Origin of the sequence: Ruminococcus sp. (genome assembly GCF_024691275.1) — a bacterium.
Lineage (GTDB): Bacteria > Bacillota > Clostridia > Oscillospirales > Ruminococcaceae > Ruminococcus.
Window position 1 is genome coordinate 1 of record NZ_JAILNU010000106.1, and the last position, 16,434, is coordinate 16,434.

A 16,434-nucleotide genomic window follows, 5' to 3' on the forward strand; every position below is an offset into this window, starting at 1 on the left:
TAGATCTCCATTGCTATTGCCGCTCCTTGTTCCTCCTGTACACAAGCTCTTTCTCTTATTATACAGGATTTTTATTTTAGTGGCTCATTTTTTTATTATCATTTTGAGGCTAACTGGCTCAGTTTTATTTTAGCATACATAATTTGAAGAATATTAAATATGCTATATGATTAAGTGAAAATAAAATACATCTCAATAGCAGCAAGAATTGTAAATAGAATAAATAGTATTAAATGTCTTTTCTCACTTTTTGAATTATCCTGCTTTTTTCTGTTTTCAATATAAAGTGATAGATTGCTTATTGATTGAATAATACAAATTGCCAAAAGGATAATATATTCATATTGGGTTTTCATTATTGATCTCCGAAATACTTTTATGACCAACTCATTGCATCTTCGATTCGAGTTATATCGCTTGGATCTAAAAATTCTGTATTGAGTACATCATGATAAGAATCAAACTTGTATACATAGCCATTAGTTGTCCATGGTTCCCAAAGATTATTTAATCCTATTCCGATATAATTAGAGCAAGCGATATCATATCTGCCTGTACTTGATGATTCACATTCTTTTAATGTATCTTCCATATCTTTCTTTTCAAGAAAATGAAGCATCTTCTTAAAAAGATCTATATGTGGTGTGAATACAACATCATAACCTATACTACCGATGCCTGCAACAGTACTTGCTGCATTTGCTTTTGTTGCGAATAATACAGCATAACCACTTCCTGATGCCGCAGCTGTTGCACCTAAAGAATATATTGATAATACAAGAATAACGTCACTCACAACAACTGCTGCCACTTCTTTTCCAGTTATTTCATATTGAGAATCCAAATAACCAAGATCTCTCATGATCTTATTAACTTCATCTGTTGCATTGAGATCAAATTCAGATCCTACAAGATCACCGATTATTGCATAGAAAAGTTCCTGTGTCAGATAGTAGCCGTTGTTAAAAGGTATAGATGTCCATGATCCAGCATTAGAGTATTTTGAAATTGTTTGGTAACATCCATAGCCTTTAGGAATATATATCCAGTTATCCTGTGAAACTGTGAATGAGTAATCAGTATATGTTCCGCTATAATCAGCTTCGGTATAAAACTTTATAGTATAATCAGTGTCTCCTTCAAGTAAATAAGTTCCGTCTGATTCAGGAGATACCGTTTTCGTTTTTCCCCAACTCTTGTATGTGATCTTGATTGAACGATGAAGAGCGGCATCACTGTCAAATTTGTAGAAAGATGTACTCTCAGGTTTAAGATCAAAATAGTAAGTTGTATTGGTTTTTCTTATGAATGAATACCATGATCTCTGCTGTGTTTTTGCAGGACCTTCACAAGTAGAGAAGTAGAATTTACCATCTGTGTACTTATCCGATTCTTCTCCTGTAAAGTTCTCGCCCTTATTATATTCGGAATCATTAAGAGCAGCATCGTTTATATACATATTGTTGCGAATAGCTCTGTCATTTACTGGTTCCTCATCATCGGGATAGTAGTCTCCGTCAGTATCGCTTGAAAATGGGTTTGAATATGCAGGAACGACCTGAATATCCTTGAGTTTTGAAAACGATATATTTGTTTTTCCGTATTTATAAGGATTCATAAATTTAGAATTATTGCAGAGTTCTTCCCATTTTGGGAGAGTGTAAACACCTGTTGTTTTGTCAAGGTCAATGTAATCCCAGTTAACTTCTTCGCTGTCAGTAAGACCGTCAGTATCGGAGTTTTCAGGACCGCCGTATGTCAGTTTACTTTTAAAGCTTCCTGTTACAAAATTGCTTCCAAGTATAACAGTATCAGCATCAACGTTGCCGGCGCTTATGATCTCATACATTGCATCGCAAAAATCAGAATACACGTCGATCTTGCTCTTATCAGGATCAGAAACAAGGGGAGCATATGTTGAATAGCGTGATGTCGGAACGATAATGTTAGTCATAACATCCTTTTCGTGAAGCTTGTCAGCGACCTGCTGCAATGAAGTATAACCGTAGTTATTGTCTATCTTGTAGCCTGTATCAGTAATAAGGAACAGATATTTTGAGGCGCTGCTTCTGTAATTGAGGTTGCAAGCCATTCCGAGACCGTCAACGTCTGTTTCGGGATCGTCACCGCCGCCCCTTGCTCTCATTCCGCTTATTGCAGATTTAATATCATCAATTGAACTGTAAAACTGTTTGCCGTTATTATTATTAAGTATGGTCGGTTCGTCGCAGGTTATATCCTTAAAGTCAATAATTGAAGCGTAAAGTGTGATATTATCGTCACGAAGCTTATCAATAAGATTTGTAAGGTTTGTGCGTACCTTTGAGATAGCGCCGCCCATAGAGCCTGTTGTATCAATTACGATAACAAGATCGACCTGACGGCTTGCTTTCGGAGGAGCTGCTTTAGGAGCAGCTGCAAGTTTAACAGGTGAAGACATCATTGATTCTGATTCAAGAAAAGCGTATTCAGTGTCGGATTCTTCCTCAACAGATTCATCTGATTCAGGCTCGGCAGCTTCTTCGTCATCAGCAATATCAGCTGCTAAAGCATCAACAGCTTCGGATCCCGTTGTTTCCTCAGCAGCTTCAGCTTCAGCTGCGGGCTTGTCGGAATCTTCTTCTGTTTTATCGGGATCTTCAGCAATAACTTCAGGTTTTTCAGGCTCTTCAACTCTTGGGTCTATACCGAGGTCGTACATGAGAGCCTCATAGTCGATTATCATGAGATTTCCCATAAATGAAGAAGCATCAATTGAAATTGTAAGATTTTCTTCATCGTATTCAGCAGGAACAGGAATGATCGTGCCTATTTCTTCATCATAAACGAAAACACCATAACGTTCAAGTCCGACATCATAACCTTCAAAGTAATGTGAAGAACCGTTTACAGTTTCTTCATTCATACGGAATTTGATAGTGCCTTCCGTAATGGTACCGCCTGTATACGAAAGATTGATAGGAGTTCCGATTATTGATCTGTTATCAGAAAGGATACCTGAATAGGGGCTTTCTTCCTGTTCGAGATAATCGGGAACATAGTTGCTTGCTGTAAGATCGAGACTAATCTTGAAATCATCGTTATATTCATTGATCTCAAGGTCGTCTTCTGAAACAGTCTGCTTAACAGGTGTTCCGCCGTCTGAGCTGTCTGTAGGATCGAGTCCGAGCTTTATTTCATCGCCGTCCCATACAGTATCGTCATCAGTATCTACTTTGAGAGGATCGGTTCCGTATTTCTTGACTTCATCATAGTCGCTGAGACCGTCTTCATCTGTATCAGCGACAAATGGATTTGTGCCAAGCTCGTACTCTTCGAGGTTTGTGAGCTTATCGGAATCGAAATCTTCCTTGTCATCAGTTATCTTGTTGTTGTCTGAATCTGCTTCACGAGGGTTAGTTTTGAGGGGGATAACTTCATATCCGTCAGGAAGCTTATCTCCGTCGGTGTCTGCCTTTTTAGGATCGGTTCCGTAAACGTGCTTCTCATAAACGTCGGGGAGAAGATCTCCGTCTGTATCCTTGGGGTCTGTGAAGTCGGGTGTCGTATCGAATGACCAGTCACGTACTACTGCCGAAACGTTCTTGAGATCAACATTGAATTCGGCATCATCTGTCTTGTCAGCAATAAAACCGACCTTTACTGTATCACCGGGATCAATGTAATAGCCATAAGTACCTGGGGCGATAATGTAGCTGTTATCAGTTGAATCAATTATTTCGCCGTTCCATACAGTTGTTATCTTGTTCAGGCTGTCGAGTGAGAGGTGCCAGCCGACAATTGGTTCTTCGCTTGTGTTTGTAATAGAAATTTCGCCGATATAACTGTCAGCCCATTCGTATTTTAAAGTTGAATCAATGCTATATCCTGTGTCAATATCGACTCTTTTAGTGCAGAGTGTAAAATCTTCGGGAACATCGACTGTTTCGTCATCGCATTCAAGAATATAACCGAATGATACGCTGTTTTTGATCTTGCTGTCGTAGTTGACGCTGCCTATGACATATTCATTATCAAGGCAATCGAGAGTTTCGGCACCCCAGATCTTGCCTATCTTGCCATTTGCGTTGTACTTGAATGCCCAGTTGTAAATAGGTTCATCAGTTTTATTGATTACGGTTACCATAATATTCTGATGATTTTTCCATTCTCCGGTAACCTGATACTGAATCTCAAAATCATCATATGAATAGATCTTGACATCATTTTTCAGTGCCTGCACAGGAAGTGAGTTGATTAGTGGAGCAAGCATTGCTACTGACAATGATCCTGCGACAATGCTTTTCAGCCTTTTGTGATTAGTATGTTTCATTATCCATACCCCTTTCTTAAAAATTTATATTTACAGTATAGCATATTATTTTTTGACAAATCATTAATGTATAACCAAAAATAAATGAACATTACGTTCATTTTTTTATATATTGTAGTATGATAAATTATGGATCGAACTAATTAAGTATCAATAATTATATCAGTTTATCAAATTAATATTAATTCTGTGCTGTTTAGGGGTCGAATGAGAGCGAAAAAGCAACTTTGTATATAAAATTTATATAAGCAGAGTGACTTTGACGAAGCTCCTGGCTGCCACTTATTAAATCAGCTCACATGAACTGATTCGGGGGTTCAACCATATATCATTGCATATGCGCCGCACGATGCTGCGCTTGACAAAGTGCGTTGAGAGTGATATATTATAGCTATATAATTTTTATATCGGAGGCTTGGTCATGAAAATCAAAAAAATTACAGCATTAATTATGGCACTAACTGTTTCGTGTGGGGTAATACAGACAGTAAACAACTATTCGCCTGTGAGCTTTACGGCGATTGCAGCAGAGCAGACTGAACAGACGATATTCTTCAATGAAGAAACAGGGTCGCTTTCTCTGAGGGGAAATGTCAATAATGATGAAGTGAAAAAATACAGCGACAAAGCAACAACTGTCATCGCTGAGGCAGGAACAGTTCTGCCTGAGAACTGCACAGGCTTGTTTGCAGGATTTAAGGCTGTTTCGATCGACCTGAGCAAAGCTGATGCAAGCAATGTAAAGTACATGGGGTATATGTTCGGCAGTTGCGAGAACCTTGAAGAGCTGAACGTTTCAGGTCTGGACACTTCAAATGTAAAAAATATGAATTATCTGTTCAGAGATTGCAAAAGTCTGAAAACGCTTGACCTTTCGGATCTTGATACTTATAAAGTGGGACAGATGACGGGAATGTTTAAAGGTTGTTCTGCTATTGAGACTATTGACCTTTCAGGCTTCAATACATTTTATGTGCACAATATGAATGAAATGTTTAAGGAATGCAAAAAACTGAAAACGATATATGCGGGAGCAGGCTGGGCTACAGACAGCCTTGAAGATTGCAGATATATGTTCAGCGAGTGTGATTCGCTCAAAGGCGGCAATGGAACACTGTACAACAAGGAGAACGATTTTAGGGAATATGCTCGTGTAGACGAGGAAGGTAAGTCCGGATATCTTACAGCTTCTGAAAACTATGCGGCAGGTCTTCCTGAAGACAGGCAGAGTACTGTTGTAAAGGAAGGCGTACTGTCTTTCAGAGTATTCAGCGATCACGCAGAGCTCTTTTTGTGCGATAAAGATGCTGAGGGTGTGATAATAATTCCTGAGAAAGTAAATGACCAGCCTGTTACTGTTATCAGACGAGCAGCTTTTCTTGAACGGGGTAAGATAACATCTGTTGAAATGCCTGATACGATAAAAGAGATAGGATATGTTGCATTCAGAAATTGTACTAACCTTAAAAAGATAAAGTTATCAAAGTCACTTGAGTCCATAGGTGAAGAGGCATTTGAGAGTGTCGATCGTATCGAAAAAATAGAATTTCCTGATTCATTAAAGTTTATAGACGATAGTGCGTTTGAGAATGTGTATTTTTCAAATGAACTCATTATTCCCGAATCGGTCGAAAAGATCGGCAAAGGAGCTTTTAGCGGATCAATTGATAAAATTGTTATTTTCAGCCGTGATTGCGATATAGCTGATAATTATGAATTTGATAATAGCGTCCGTGAAACCCTGCGCACAAGATGGATCTTTGGCTATACAGCTTCTACAGCAGAGGCATATGCAAAGAAATACGATATCCCTTTCTTTGATCTTGAGACGATCCCTGTATGGGGCGACGCAAACTGCGACAACGGAGTTGATATGTCTGATGTTGTTATCATAATGCAAAGTCTTGCGAATCCTGACAAGTATGGTGTTGACGGAACAGACGAGCACCATATAACCGAAAAAGGTCTTGAACTTGCTGACGTAAGCAGACCTTCATATGAACGTCCTGACGGCGTGACGACAGAAGATGCGCTGCTTATACAGCAGTATCTCCTCGGAAAAGTATCTTCTATAGTTCCAAAGCACGAATAATTATATGAGTATATCGGCATGGTCTGTACTGTGCCGATTTTTTATCATTGTACTGCATAATGGAGCGGGATCCGAGGAAAGCACCCTGAATTCTGTTAAAAAATTTTCGACATTGTCTGACTGAACAAATTTGCGTTAATACTATTGTTGATATTAACGGAGTTTCTGCCCGCTGTGCAATGTTCATATTTTTGTGTTGACTAATAAACAAAATTAGTATATAATATAAAGTGAGGTTACATATATTGGTTGTAACAAATAATTTGGTAAGGAGATATGATATGAACAATATTCTATTCGCTGCTTCAGAATGCGTTCCTTTTATAAAAACAGGCGGTCTTGCTGATGTTGTTGGTGCGCTTCCTCAGTATCTCGACAAGGAACAGTTCGATGTAAGGGTCATTATGCCTTATTATACCTGTATACCTGAAAAGTACAGGAATGATTTCAAGTACGTTCACCATTTCTATATGGACTACGGCATGAGAAGTGACGGTGTCCATGTGGGTATCATGGAGTATGAGTATAACGGTATAAAGTTCTATTTTGTAGACAATGAATATTACTTCAAGTGTGATACTCCGTATTCTTCTGACCTTAAATGGGATATTGAAAGATTCACGTTCTTCTGCAAGGCAGTTCTTGCTATACTGCCCGTTATCGGATTCCGTCCCGATATAATCCACTGTCACGACTGGCAGGCTTCACTTATACCTGTGTTCCTGCACTCCACATTTGCGACGAATCCGTTCTACAGCTCCACAAAGACTATCATGACTATCCATAACCTGAAATTTCAGGGCGTATGGGACATTGATACATTTAAGTTTAATACGGCTCTGCCTGATTATATGTTTACTGCGGACAAGCTGGAGTTCCACCAGAATGCGAATATGCTCAAGGGTGGTCTTGTTTACTCGGACTATATCACTACAGTTTCCGAGACATATGCCGACGAGATAAAGTATCCGTTCTACGGAGAGCAGCTCGACGGTCTGCTACGCGCAAGGTCGGCTTCGCTGAGAGGTATACTCAACGGTATCGACTATAAGGTATTTGACCCGTCAAAGGACGATAAGATACCTGTAAAGTTCAATTCCAAGAACTTCAAGGACAAAAAGACTGAGAACAAGATGAAATTGCAGGAACAGCTCGGGCTTCCTGTTGATAAGAACAAGTATATGATCGCTATTATCTCACGCCTTACCGACCAGAAGGGTCTTGATCTCGTAAATTACGCTATGGAGCGCATCTGCGACGAGAATACCCAGTTCGTCGTTATCGGTACAGGCGACCCGAGATACGAGAATATGTTCAGGCATTTTCAGTGGAAGTATCCGGAGAGAGTTTCTGCAAATATCCTGTATGACGATGACCTTGCACACAAGCTCTATGCGGCTGCGGATTCTATCCTTATGCCGTCACTGTTTGAGCCATGCGGACTTACCCAGCTCATCGCCCTCAGATACGGTACTCTGCCGATCGTCCGCGAAACAGGCGGTCTGAAGGATACCGTACAGCCGTACAACGAGTTCGACGGCACAGGAAACGGATTCTCATTCGCTAACTACAACGGCGACGAGATGCTGGGCGTTATCAACTACTCTAAGCATATCTATTATAATCACCGCCCACAGTGGGACAATATGGTGAAACGTGCTATGGAGCAGGACTTCTCATGGAACAGCTCTGCACGTCAGTACGAGGGTATGTATAACTGGATGATAAACTGGTAATATATGATAATATAGTGGTGTGAGGGCGGACTCGTTCCGCCCTTGCTAATTGATTAGCCATTATCTTGTAGGGGCGGATATTATCTTAATGCGGAATTCGGAATTCAGAATTGAACGTGTAATGTAACTACTGTAGGGGCGGATATCATCCGCTCGCAATTTTCAAAGCAACTAACATGGGCGCACAATGTGTGCCCCTACATAGTATTCTCCCTTGTTCTGGATAATGAAAAAGGATAAATTCCTCGAACGCGATTTCTCGGACGTTTATCTGTACGGTGACTGCGACTGAGCAATATTACATAAAGGAGCAAATAATGTTAAAAGGCGCTATTTTCGATATGGACGGTCTTATGATAGACACCGAAAAGCTCTATCTGAAATTCTGGATACTGGCGGCTAAGGACTACGGCTACGATATGAAGCCCGAACACGTTTACGCTATCCGCAGTATGGCAAGAAAGTACTCCATACCAAAGCTGAAAAGCTTTCTCGGCGAGGACTGCCCTACAGAGGATATCCGTGCGCACAGGACAGAGCTTATGAGAGAGTACATAAAGGAAAACGGTATCGAAGTAAAGAAGGGACTGTTCACTCTGCTGGACTATCTGCGTGACCGCGGCATAAAAATGGCAGTTGCTACGGCTACTCCCAGCAACAGGACGGAGGAGTACCTGCATACTATCGGTGCGTATGACTACTTCTCGGCAATGGTATGCGGCGACATGATAACTAACGGCAAGCCTGCTCCCGATATATACCTTACGGCTGCAAAGGAGCTCGGACTTCCGCCGCAGGTCTGCGCTGCGTTCGAGGATTCTCCCAACGGCATAACAGCGGCTCATGCGGCAGGATGCCATGCTATCATGATACCCGATATGACGCAGCCGGACGAGGAGATCAAGCCGAAGCTGTCGGCAGTCTATGAAAGTCTCGATATGGCAATAGAATATTTTGAGAGGAACATGGAAGAATGAGCGTTTCGGAGATATTTGAGATACCTAAGTTCTATTACTTCGAGAGCGGCAACGATTTCTCGGGAAGCAAGGACGATTTTGCTTACAAGATCATCAACGGCGAGAAGCTGAAGTGCATGACATGGCACGGAAGGCTGTGCTCAATGAAGGCTGAGATAGAACATGAAGCGGAGTTTGAGAATTCGCAGGAGGGCTTCGACGAGCTGATAAAGTGGCTCGAAGCACAGTATAAAGGCGAATAGACATCAATAAGGGGCGTTTTTGCGTCCCTTGTTTGTATTTGTAAAGTTTGAACAGGGCGACATTAGTTTTTTCTCTGATGTCGTTAATATTATTTCTATTGACAAAAGTCTGCGGCAGGATTATAATTATCTTGAGTAATTATATCCGCTCAATTTCTGATCTGATAATATATTTTACAACGGAGGATTTATGGATATTATAATTGTAGGCTGCGGTAAGGTCGGAAGTGCTCTTGCCGAAGTCCTCAGCGGTGAACACAATGTCACCATTGTTGATAAAAAGGAAGCTCTTGTCTCGGCTGCTTCAAATGATTTCGATGTTATGGGAATCGTTGGAAACTGTCTTCAGACGGAGACTCTTGAAGAAGCAAATGTTTCAAAAGCAAATATATTCATTGCGGTAACTACTTCCGATGAGGTGAATATTCTTTCATGCCTCATTGCAAGAAAAATGGGCGCACGTCACTGTGTTGCCCGTGTCCGCAGCCCTGAATTCGATAAGCAGCTGGTATTCATGCGTGAGGAGCTGGGTATCAGTATGATGGTAAACCCTGACTACAACGCTGCCAACGAGATAGCAAAGGTGCTCAGATATCCGGAAGCTATAAATATCGAATCGTTTGCAAAGGGCAGGGTCGATCTTGCCGAGATACGCATAACCAGCGGAAGTATCCTCGACGGCGTGGCTCTCAGCCAGCTTTCAAGACGGCTTAGGCTCGATGTCCTCATATGTGCAGTACAGCGCGGTGAGGAGCTTACTATACCGAACGGTAATTTTGTCCTCAGAGCAGGGGATAAGATACACATGACCGCTTCACACAGCAATATGGTCAAGTTCTTCAAGAGCATCAGTGCGGCATACCGTGAAAAACGTGTAAAGTCAGCTGTTCTCATAGGCGGCGGAAGAGTTGCCTATCACCTCGCTCAGCAGCTCATTGAAATGGGCGTAAAGGTCAAGATAATCGAAATAGACCGTGAACGCTGCCTTGAACTTTCTGACAGGCTCAACAAGGTGGATATCTCCTGTGCTGACGGTACAGATCACGATATACTCAGAGAAGAAAGAGTATACGACGCTGATGCGGTTGTTACTCTTACGGGCATCGACGAGGAGAATATCCTGCTTTCGCTCCTTGCCAAGAACAACGGCGTGGAAAAGGTCGTCACAAAGGTAAACAGGATGTCGCTGATGCAGCTCTCCGATACGCTTGACCTTGACAGTATCATCTCGCCAAAGACCATTACCGTCAACCAGATATTGCAGTATGTACGCGCTAAGCAGAATTCTCTCGGAAACAGTGTAACAACTCTGTACAGACTGGTCAACGACCGTCTTGAGGCTATAGAATTCGTTATCCGCGACAAGAAGGAATATGTCGATGTTCCGCTGAAAAAGCTCAAGCTCCGCAGCGGTATCCTTATTGCAAGTATCGTAAGAGGCAATGAGCTCATCATACCAAAGGGCGATGACTGCCTTCAGGTGAACGACAGCGTTGTTGTTGTCACTACCACAAAGGGTATGCACGATCTTAGCAATATCTTTGACTAAGGAGCGGTACGGCAGTCTTATGAATTACAGAATGATATCTTATATTGTGGGTCAGATACTGAAAGTCGTTGGACTTTTCATGCTTCTGCCCATAATTGTAGGTTTTATTTATGGGGAAGATCATGTTATCGCGTCCTTCGGCATACCGTTTCTCATAACGATGGCTGTAGCCATAGTTATCACGATAAGAAAGCCGAAGAACAATTCAGTTTACTCAATGGAAGGCTTCGTCAGCGTTGCTGCGGCATGGATAACCATGTCGTGCATAGGCGCACTGCCTTTCGTTATCTCGGGGGAAATACAGGACTATCCCAGTGCGCTCTTTGAGACCGTTTCGGGATTCACCACTACGGGCGCAACTATACTTGACGATGTTGAGGCTATGTCGAGAGCCTGCCTTTTCTGGCGAGCCTTTACCCACTGGCTGGGCGGTATGGGAGTCCTCATGTTCGTACTTGCCATCATGTCAAGCAACGACTCGCGTACCATGCATATGATGCGCGCAGAGTGTGCAGGTCCGAAGGTGGGACGACTCGTATCGAAGTCAAGGTTCACGGCACGTATCCTCTATGGCATATATATCACACTTACAGTATCTGAGGCTATACTGCTCATGTGCGGAGGAATGCCGCTGTATGATGCAATAATACATTCGTGTTCGTCGGCAGGTACAGGCGGCTTCTCGATGTGGGGAGACAGTATCGGTCACTACAACAGCACTTACATCGAAATGGTAGTAGCAATATTTATTATACTGTTCGGTGTGAATTTTAATCTTTACTATTACCTTATAATCAAAAAGTTCTCTCTTGCCTTTAAAAACGAGGAGGTGAGGACTTATTTCGGCGTTATCATCGCTGCGACAGCGATAATCGCTGTAAATGTCCACAAGCTCTATAACGGTGTGGGAGATACGCTCAGGCACACGTTCTTTATGGTAGCTTCTACCATAACGTCGGCAGGCTTCTCCACCACGGATACGGCGGAATGGCCTGTATTCTCGCAGACGCTGCTGCTCATACTCATGTTTGTGGGTTCATGTGCAGGTTCTACAGGCGGCGGCATGAAGGTGTCACGTATTATCATACTTATAAAGACCGGCATCAAGGAATTGAAGTATATCACAAATCCCCGTGCTGTGTCTACTGTAAAAATGGACGGAAAGCCTGTTGAGAAGGACGTTGTAAGAGGCGTGAGCAATTACCTGATACTCTTCCTCATGCTCATGTGTATATCTGTTCTTCTGGTAACGCTCAACGGCTTTACCATTGAGGAGTCGGCTTCGGCAGTTATAACCTGTATGAACAATATCGGCTTCGGCGTGGGAAGATTCGGACCTGCGGGAAATCTCGGCGGTCTGAACGCTTTTTCAAAAATAGTTCTATGCTTTGATATGCTTCTCGGAAGACTGGAGATATATCCTTTGATAATGCTCTTCGTGCCGAGAACGAGATAAGTTTATTAAGACCTGTATCTGCAAGGAGTGCAGTGCAGGTCTTATGTATAAATGCAGTATCAGGAGCAAACTACTGCCCGAACAGTTTTTTCGGATACTGTAGGAATATTAAAATGGGAGGAAAAAATCAACATGAGAAAATTTTTAGCAGCTGTCATTTCGACAGCGATCTGTCTGTCTGCTGTTACGGCTGTGCCTGTCGGCGCGGTAAGGACTGAACTCACAGGCAGCGTGATATCGGAACAAAAGGTGACTGAATCGGGAAAATGCGGTCCAAATGCACAATGGACGCTCGAAGGCGGTAAGCTCACGGTATCGGGTTCGGGAGCTACAGTAAGTTGGTTATCGAGCAGTAAAGTACCGTGGAACGCCTACAGGAGTCAGATCACATCTGTCGTGGTCGAAAACGGTATAACCACTATCGGCGCGTATGCTTTTATGGGGTGCGGCAACCTTACTTCTGTAAGTATTTCAGACAGTGTTACGGATATACAGATGAATGCTTTTGCTTTATGTACTTCACTCGGTTCTATTGTTATCCCTGCGGGCGTTAAGACATTCGGCAGAGATGCGCTCCTTAAATGTTCGTCGCTGAACAGCGTTACATTTATGAATCCTAAATGCAGTATCGTGGGCGGCACAACTACTATATGCAATTCTTCGGAAAACAGCATCGGTTCTTACAGCGGAACTATCGTCGGAGCAAGCGGTTCTACTGCAAAGACATACGCAAGTAAATTCGGATACAATTTCAGGCTCCTTGATGATGCTCCGATAAGCACAACTACCACAAGCACCACCACAACAACTACAACAACCACTACTACGACAACATCGACCACAACTAAGAAGCCGACTACTTCAACATCTACATCAACTACCACAACAACATCGACCACAACTAAGAAGCCGACTACTTCGACATCTACATCAACTACTACAACAACATCAACTACAACGAAGAAGCCGACTACTTCAACGACAACATTGGTCACAACTACGACTTTGATTCCGACAACAACTGTTTCGGGAAGATTTTTCGCTTCGATCTTTATTGACGCTCCGACAAAGACAGAATACAAAACAGGCGAAAAAGTTGACTATACAGGTGCTAAATTCCATTATTATGCGGAATATGAGCAAGGTCAGCTCAACGCAAGAGGCGGAAATTTCCGCAATTTTGAGGATATAAACTTTAAAAACGGAGTTTACACTGAGGAATATGTGCTCACTCCAACTATCGACGCATCGGAAACCTTTGTCATCACTGTTGACAGATCAAAGGTGGATACTTCCAAGGCAGGCACATACCCTGTAACTGCAAAGGTCACAAATGAGGACGGCTCAAAGCTCTACGGATCAACTCACTTTGACATAATTGTAAAGGCTGCGGCAGCTCCAAAGTATGCTCTCGGCGATGTAAACAACGACGGCATGGTGGATTCTGTTGACGCGAGCAAAGTGCTTGAAGAATACGCAAGAGTATCTTCAAATCAGAATTCAAAGTTTGACAGCGACCAGTTCACTGCGGGAGATGTAAATGTTGACGGAAAGGTCGATTCTTCTGACGCTTCATTTATCCTCTCTTATTACGCTTATGTTTTATCAGGGGAAGGGGAAAAGAAGTCGTTATCAGATTTTATCGCCAAAAAATAATGTCTGATCATAGGGAATGCATAGGGGAGAACAAATTTGAAGCTGTTTTATGATATACAGCTTTCGGAAATGGAGAAATATGCATGAGAAAAATAATAGCTGCGGTAATGGCAGCAGTAATGAGCATTTCATTAAGTCTGACAAACCCTGTGGCGATATCTGATGCGGTTGTGCCGCAGATAATAGCACAGGAGGATAATAATGTCGGCGAATCAGGCAACTGCGGTACAAGTGCAAAATGGGAGCTTAGCGGCGGCAAGCTGACTATTACTGGCACAGGTAAAATGGTTAGCTGGAGAACCAGTGACAAAGTGCCGTGGAACAGATACAGAAGTCAGATAACATCTGTAGATATAGGAAACGGCATAACATCTATAGGAGCTTATGCTTTTACGGGCTGTGCAAATCTCAGTTCGGTAAAGATCGGCAGTAGTGTTACTGATATAGAAATGAACGTTTTTTACGGCTGTCCCGCACTTGGTTCTATTGAACTCCCTGCAAGCGTATCAACTCTGGGCAGGGATTCGCTTAAAAACTGTTCATCACTGAGATCGGTGACGATAAACAATACTAAGTGCAGAATAGTTGGATCATCGGAAACGATCTGTAATTCTTCAAGCGGCGGAAAGGGCACTTATAATGGTACGATAAGCGGCTACGCCGGTTCAACAGCGGCGACTTATGCCAAGAAGTACGGCTATAACTTCCAGCAGCTGAGCGGTCAGCCGCCTGTTGTGACTACATCTACATCGAAGAAAACAACAACTACAACAACGACTACCACAACAACTACTACCAAGAAGCCTACAACGACTACTACGAAAAAGATCATAACATCAACTTCTTCTGCTAATAGTACATCAAAAAATACGACTGCAACCAATTCAACAACAACTGTAAGTACGACATCGGCTTATATCAACAGAGTCAGAGTAAAGCTCGAAGTAGGCGAGTTTCCCGATAAATATGACTATGCTATCGGTGAACAGCTCGATCTCAGCGGCGGTACGCTCATCAGGTCGTATACGGAGTTCTTCAGCGACGGTACATTTAAAGATGTAATTTTAGACGCTGTCAAGATGACGGAGATATCTTATTCTGAGCATCAGATAAGTGTAGATGCATCTTCTTTCAGAAGCGACCGTGAGGGAAAATACGATATCGGTTTCAGTTATGAACGCGGCGGTTCGGTAGCTAAAGCAAAGATAGAAGTAAGAGTTAACACTACTATTAAAACTGAAACAACAACGACAACGACTTCAAAGCTTGCTTCTTCGACAACTAACAAAACAACGCAGACTACTACAACTGCTCCTGTATCCACAACCAGTAAAACCACTTCATCGACTACTACCACCACAACGACTACAACTACCACTACGACTACTACCACCACAACGACCACGACAACAACTACGACTACTACCACCACAACAACCACGACAACTACCACTACAACCACCACGACGACTACAACAACCTCGACAACCACGACTACCACTGCTCCTTATGTCCAGAGCGTAAAAGCTCATCTTAAAATAGGGCAGGAGCCTCAAAAGACAATGTATGGAGTATACGAGAACCTTGATCTCCGCGGCGGTACTCTGGTGAGATCTTATACCGAGTATCTTAGCGACGGTACTTCCAGAGAAGTCGTTCTTGATCCTGTCGAGATGACCAAAATCTCATATGAGGAGAATCAGCTCCGCATATTAAAGAATGATTTTAACAATTTAGTCGCAGGATTATATGAAATAATCTTTGGTTTTGAGTATGGCGGTTCTGAGGCTACAGCCACTCTGAACGTTGAGTTGATAACTACGACCACTACAACAACCACCACAACGACCACAACAACATCAACAACAACCACCACAACAACAACTACAACCACAACTACAACAACCACAACTGCGACAACGACCAAGAAAACGACTACAACTTCAACTACTACAACAACGACCACCACACAGGCTGCAAAGGCTTTCATCAAGATAATTTCATTGCCTGACAAGGTGAACTATAAGTTGTATGAGTGGTATGATCTTAAAGGCGGCAAGGTTGAGATAGGTCATGTCGGAGCTGACGGCAGAACAGTCTCAAAGGTCGTTTCTATGGAAGATCAGCGCATTATCAAGGAAACCAATTATCAGTCATGGGTAAGAGGCACATATAAGATGACTCTTAAATATACTGAGAACAATACAACAGTTTCTGTTGATTTTGATATGACTGTTGATGAGACGGTAACAACGACCAAAACTACCACCACCACAACAACATCAACAACAACTACAACAACCACGACAACAACCACGACAACAACCACTACAACTACCACTACCACAACAACCACTACTACAGCTCCTTTCGTAACCAGTGTAAAGGTTAAGCTTGAGATAGGAAGCAATCCT

The 16,434-nt window shown here is 42.4% G+C and carries 9 protein-coding genes; 8 read left to right on the forward strand and 1 reads right to left on the reverse strand.

Features of this window, described 5'->3' with window-relative positions; translation table 11 throughout:
* Positions 1-376 precede the first annotated feature (376 nt).
* Positions 377-4,312 carry a cellulose binding domain-containing protein gene (locus K6G33_RS12885; protein ID WP_296780195.1) on the reverse strand — a complete coding sequence of 1,312 codons (3,936 nt, stop codon included), beginning with the start codon at positions 4,310-4,312 and terminating at the stop codon, positions 377-379.
* Between the two features lie 421 nt (positions 4,313-4,733).
* On the opposite strand from K6G33_RS12885, the gene K6G33_RS12890 reads away from it, so the two are divergent.
* The 8 genes from K6G33_RS12890 to K6G33_RS12925 form a co-directional block, all read left to right on the forward strand.
* Positions 4,734-6,404 carry a BspA family leucine-rich repeat surface protein gene (locus tag K6G33_RS12890; protein ID WP_296780198.1) on the forward strand — a complete coding sequence of 557 codons (1,671 nt, stop codon included), beginning with the start codon at positions 4,734-4,736 and terminating at the stop codon, positions 6,402-6,404.
* 281 nt (positions 6,405-6,685) lie between these two features.
* Complete coding sequence (glgA, locus tag K6G33_RS12895) at positions 6,686-8,140, forward strand: glycogen synthase GlgA (RefSeq protein ID WP_296780200.1); 1,455 nt, start codon at positions 6,686-6,688, stop codon at positions 8,138-8,140.
* A gap of 317 nt (positions 8,141-8,457) precedes the next feature.
* Positions 8,458-9,117, forward strand: a complete 660-nt coding sequence (locus K6G33_RS12900; RefSeq protein WP_296780202.1) for an HAD family phosphatase — start codon at positions 8,458-8,460, stop codon at positions 9,115-9,117.
* Positions 9,114-9,359: a hypothetical protein gene (locus tag K6G33_RS12905; RefSeq protein ID WP_296780205.1), complete on the forward strand. Its 246-nt coding sequence runs from the start codon at positions 9,114-9,116 to the stop codon at positions 9,357-9,359. The genes K6G33_RS12900 and K6G33_RS12905 overlap by 4 nt, the downstream gene beginning before the upstream one ends.
* Before the next feature lie 190 nt (positions 9,360-9,549).
* Positions 9,550-10,908, forward strand: a complete 1,359-nt coding sequence (gene trkA / locus K6G33_RS12910; protein WP_296780207.1) for a Trk system potassium transporter TrkA — start codon at positions 9,550-9,552, stop codon at positions 10,906-10,908.
* A 19-nt stretch (positions 10,909-10,927) separates the two neighbouring features.
* Positions 10,928-12,364, forward strand: a complete 1,437-nt coding sequence (locus tag K6G33_RS12915) for a TrkH family potassium uptake protein (RefSeq protein WP_296780208.1) — start codon at positions 10,928-10,930, stop codon at positions 12,362-12,364.
* 132 nt (positions 12,365-12,496) lie between these two features.
* Positions 12,497-14,020, forward strand: a complete 1,524-nt coding sequence (locus tag K6G33_RS12920) for a leucine-rich repeat protein (protein ID WP_296780209.1) — start codon at positions 12,497-12,499, stop codon at positions 14,018-14,020.
* Positions 14,021-14,103: 83 nt separating this feature from the next.
* On the forward strand, positions 14,104-16,434 hold a 2,331-nt coding region (locus K6G33_RS12925; RefSeq protein ID WP_296780212.1), incomplete at its 3' end, for a leucine-rich repeat domain-containing protein.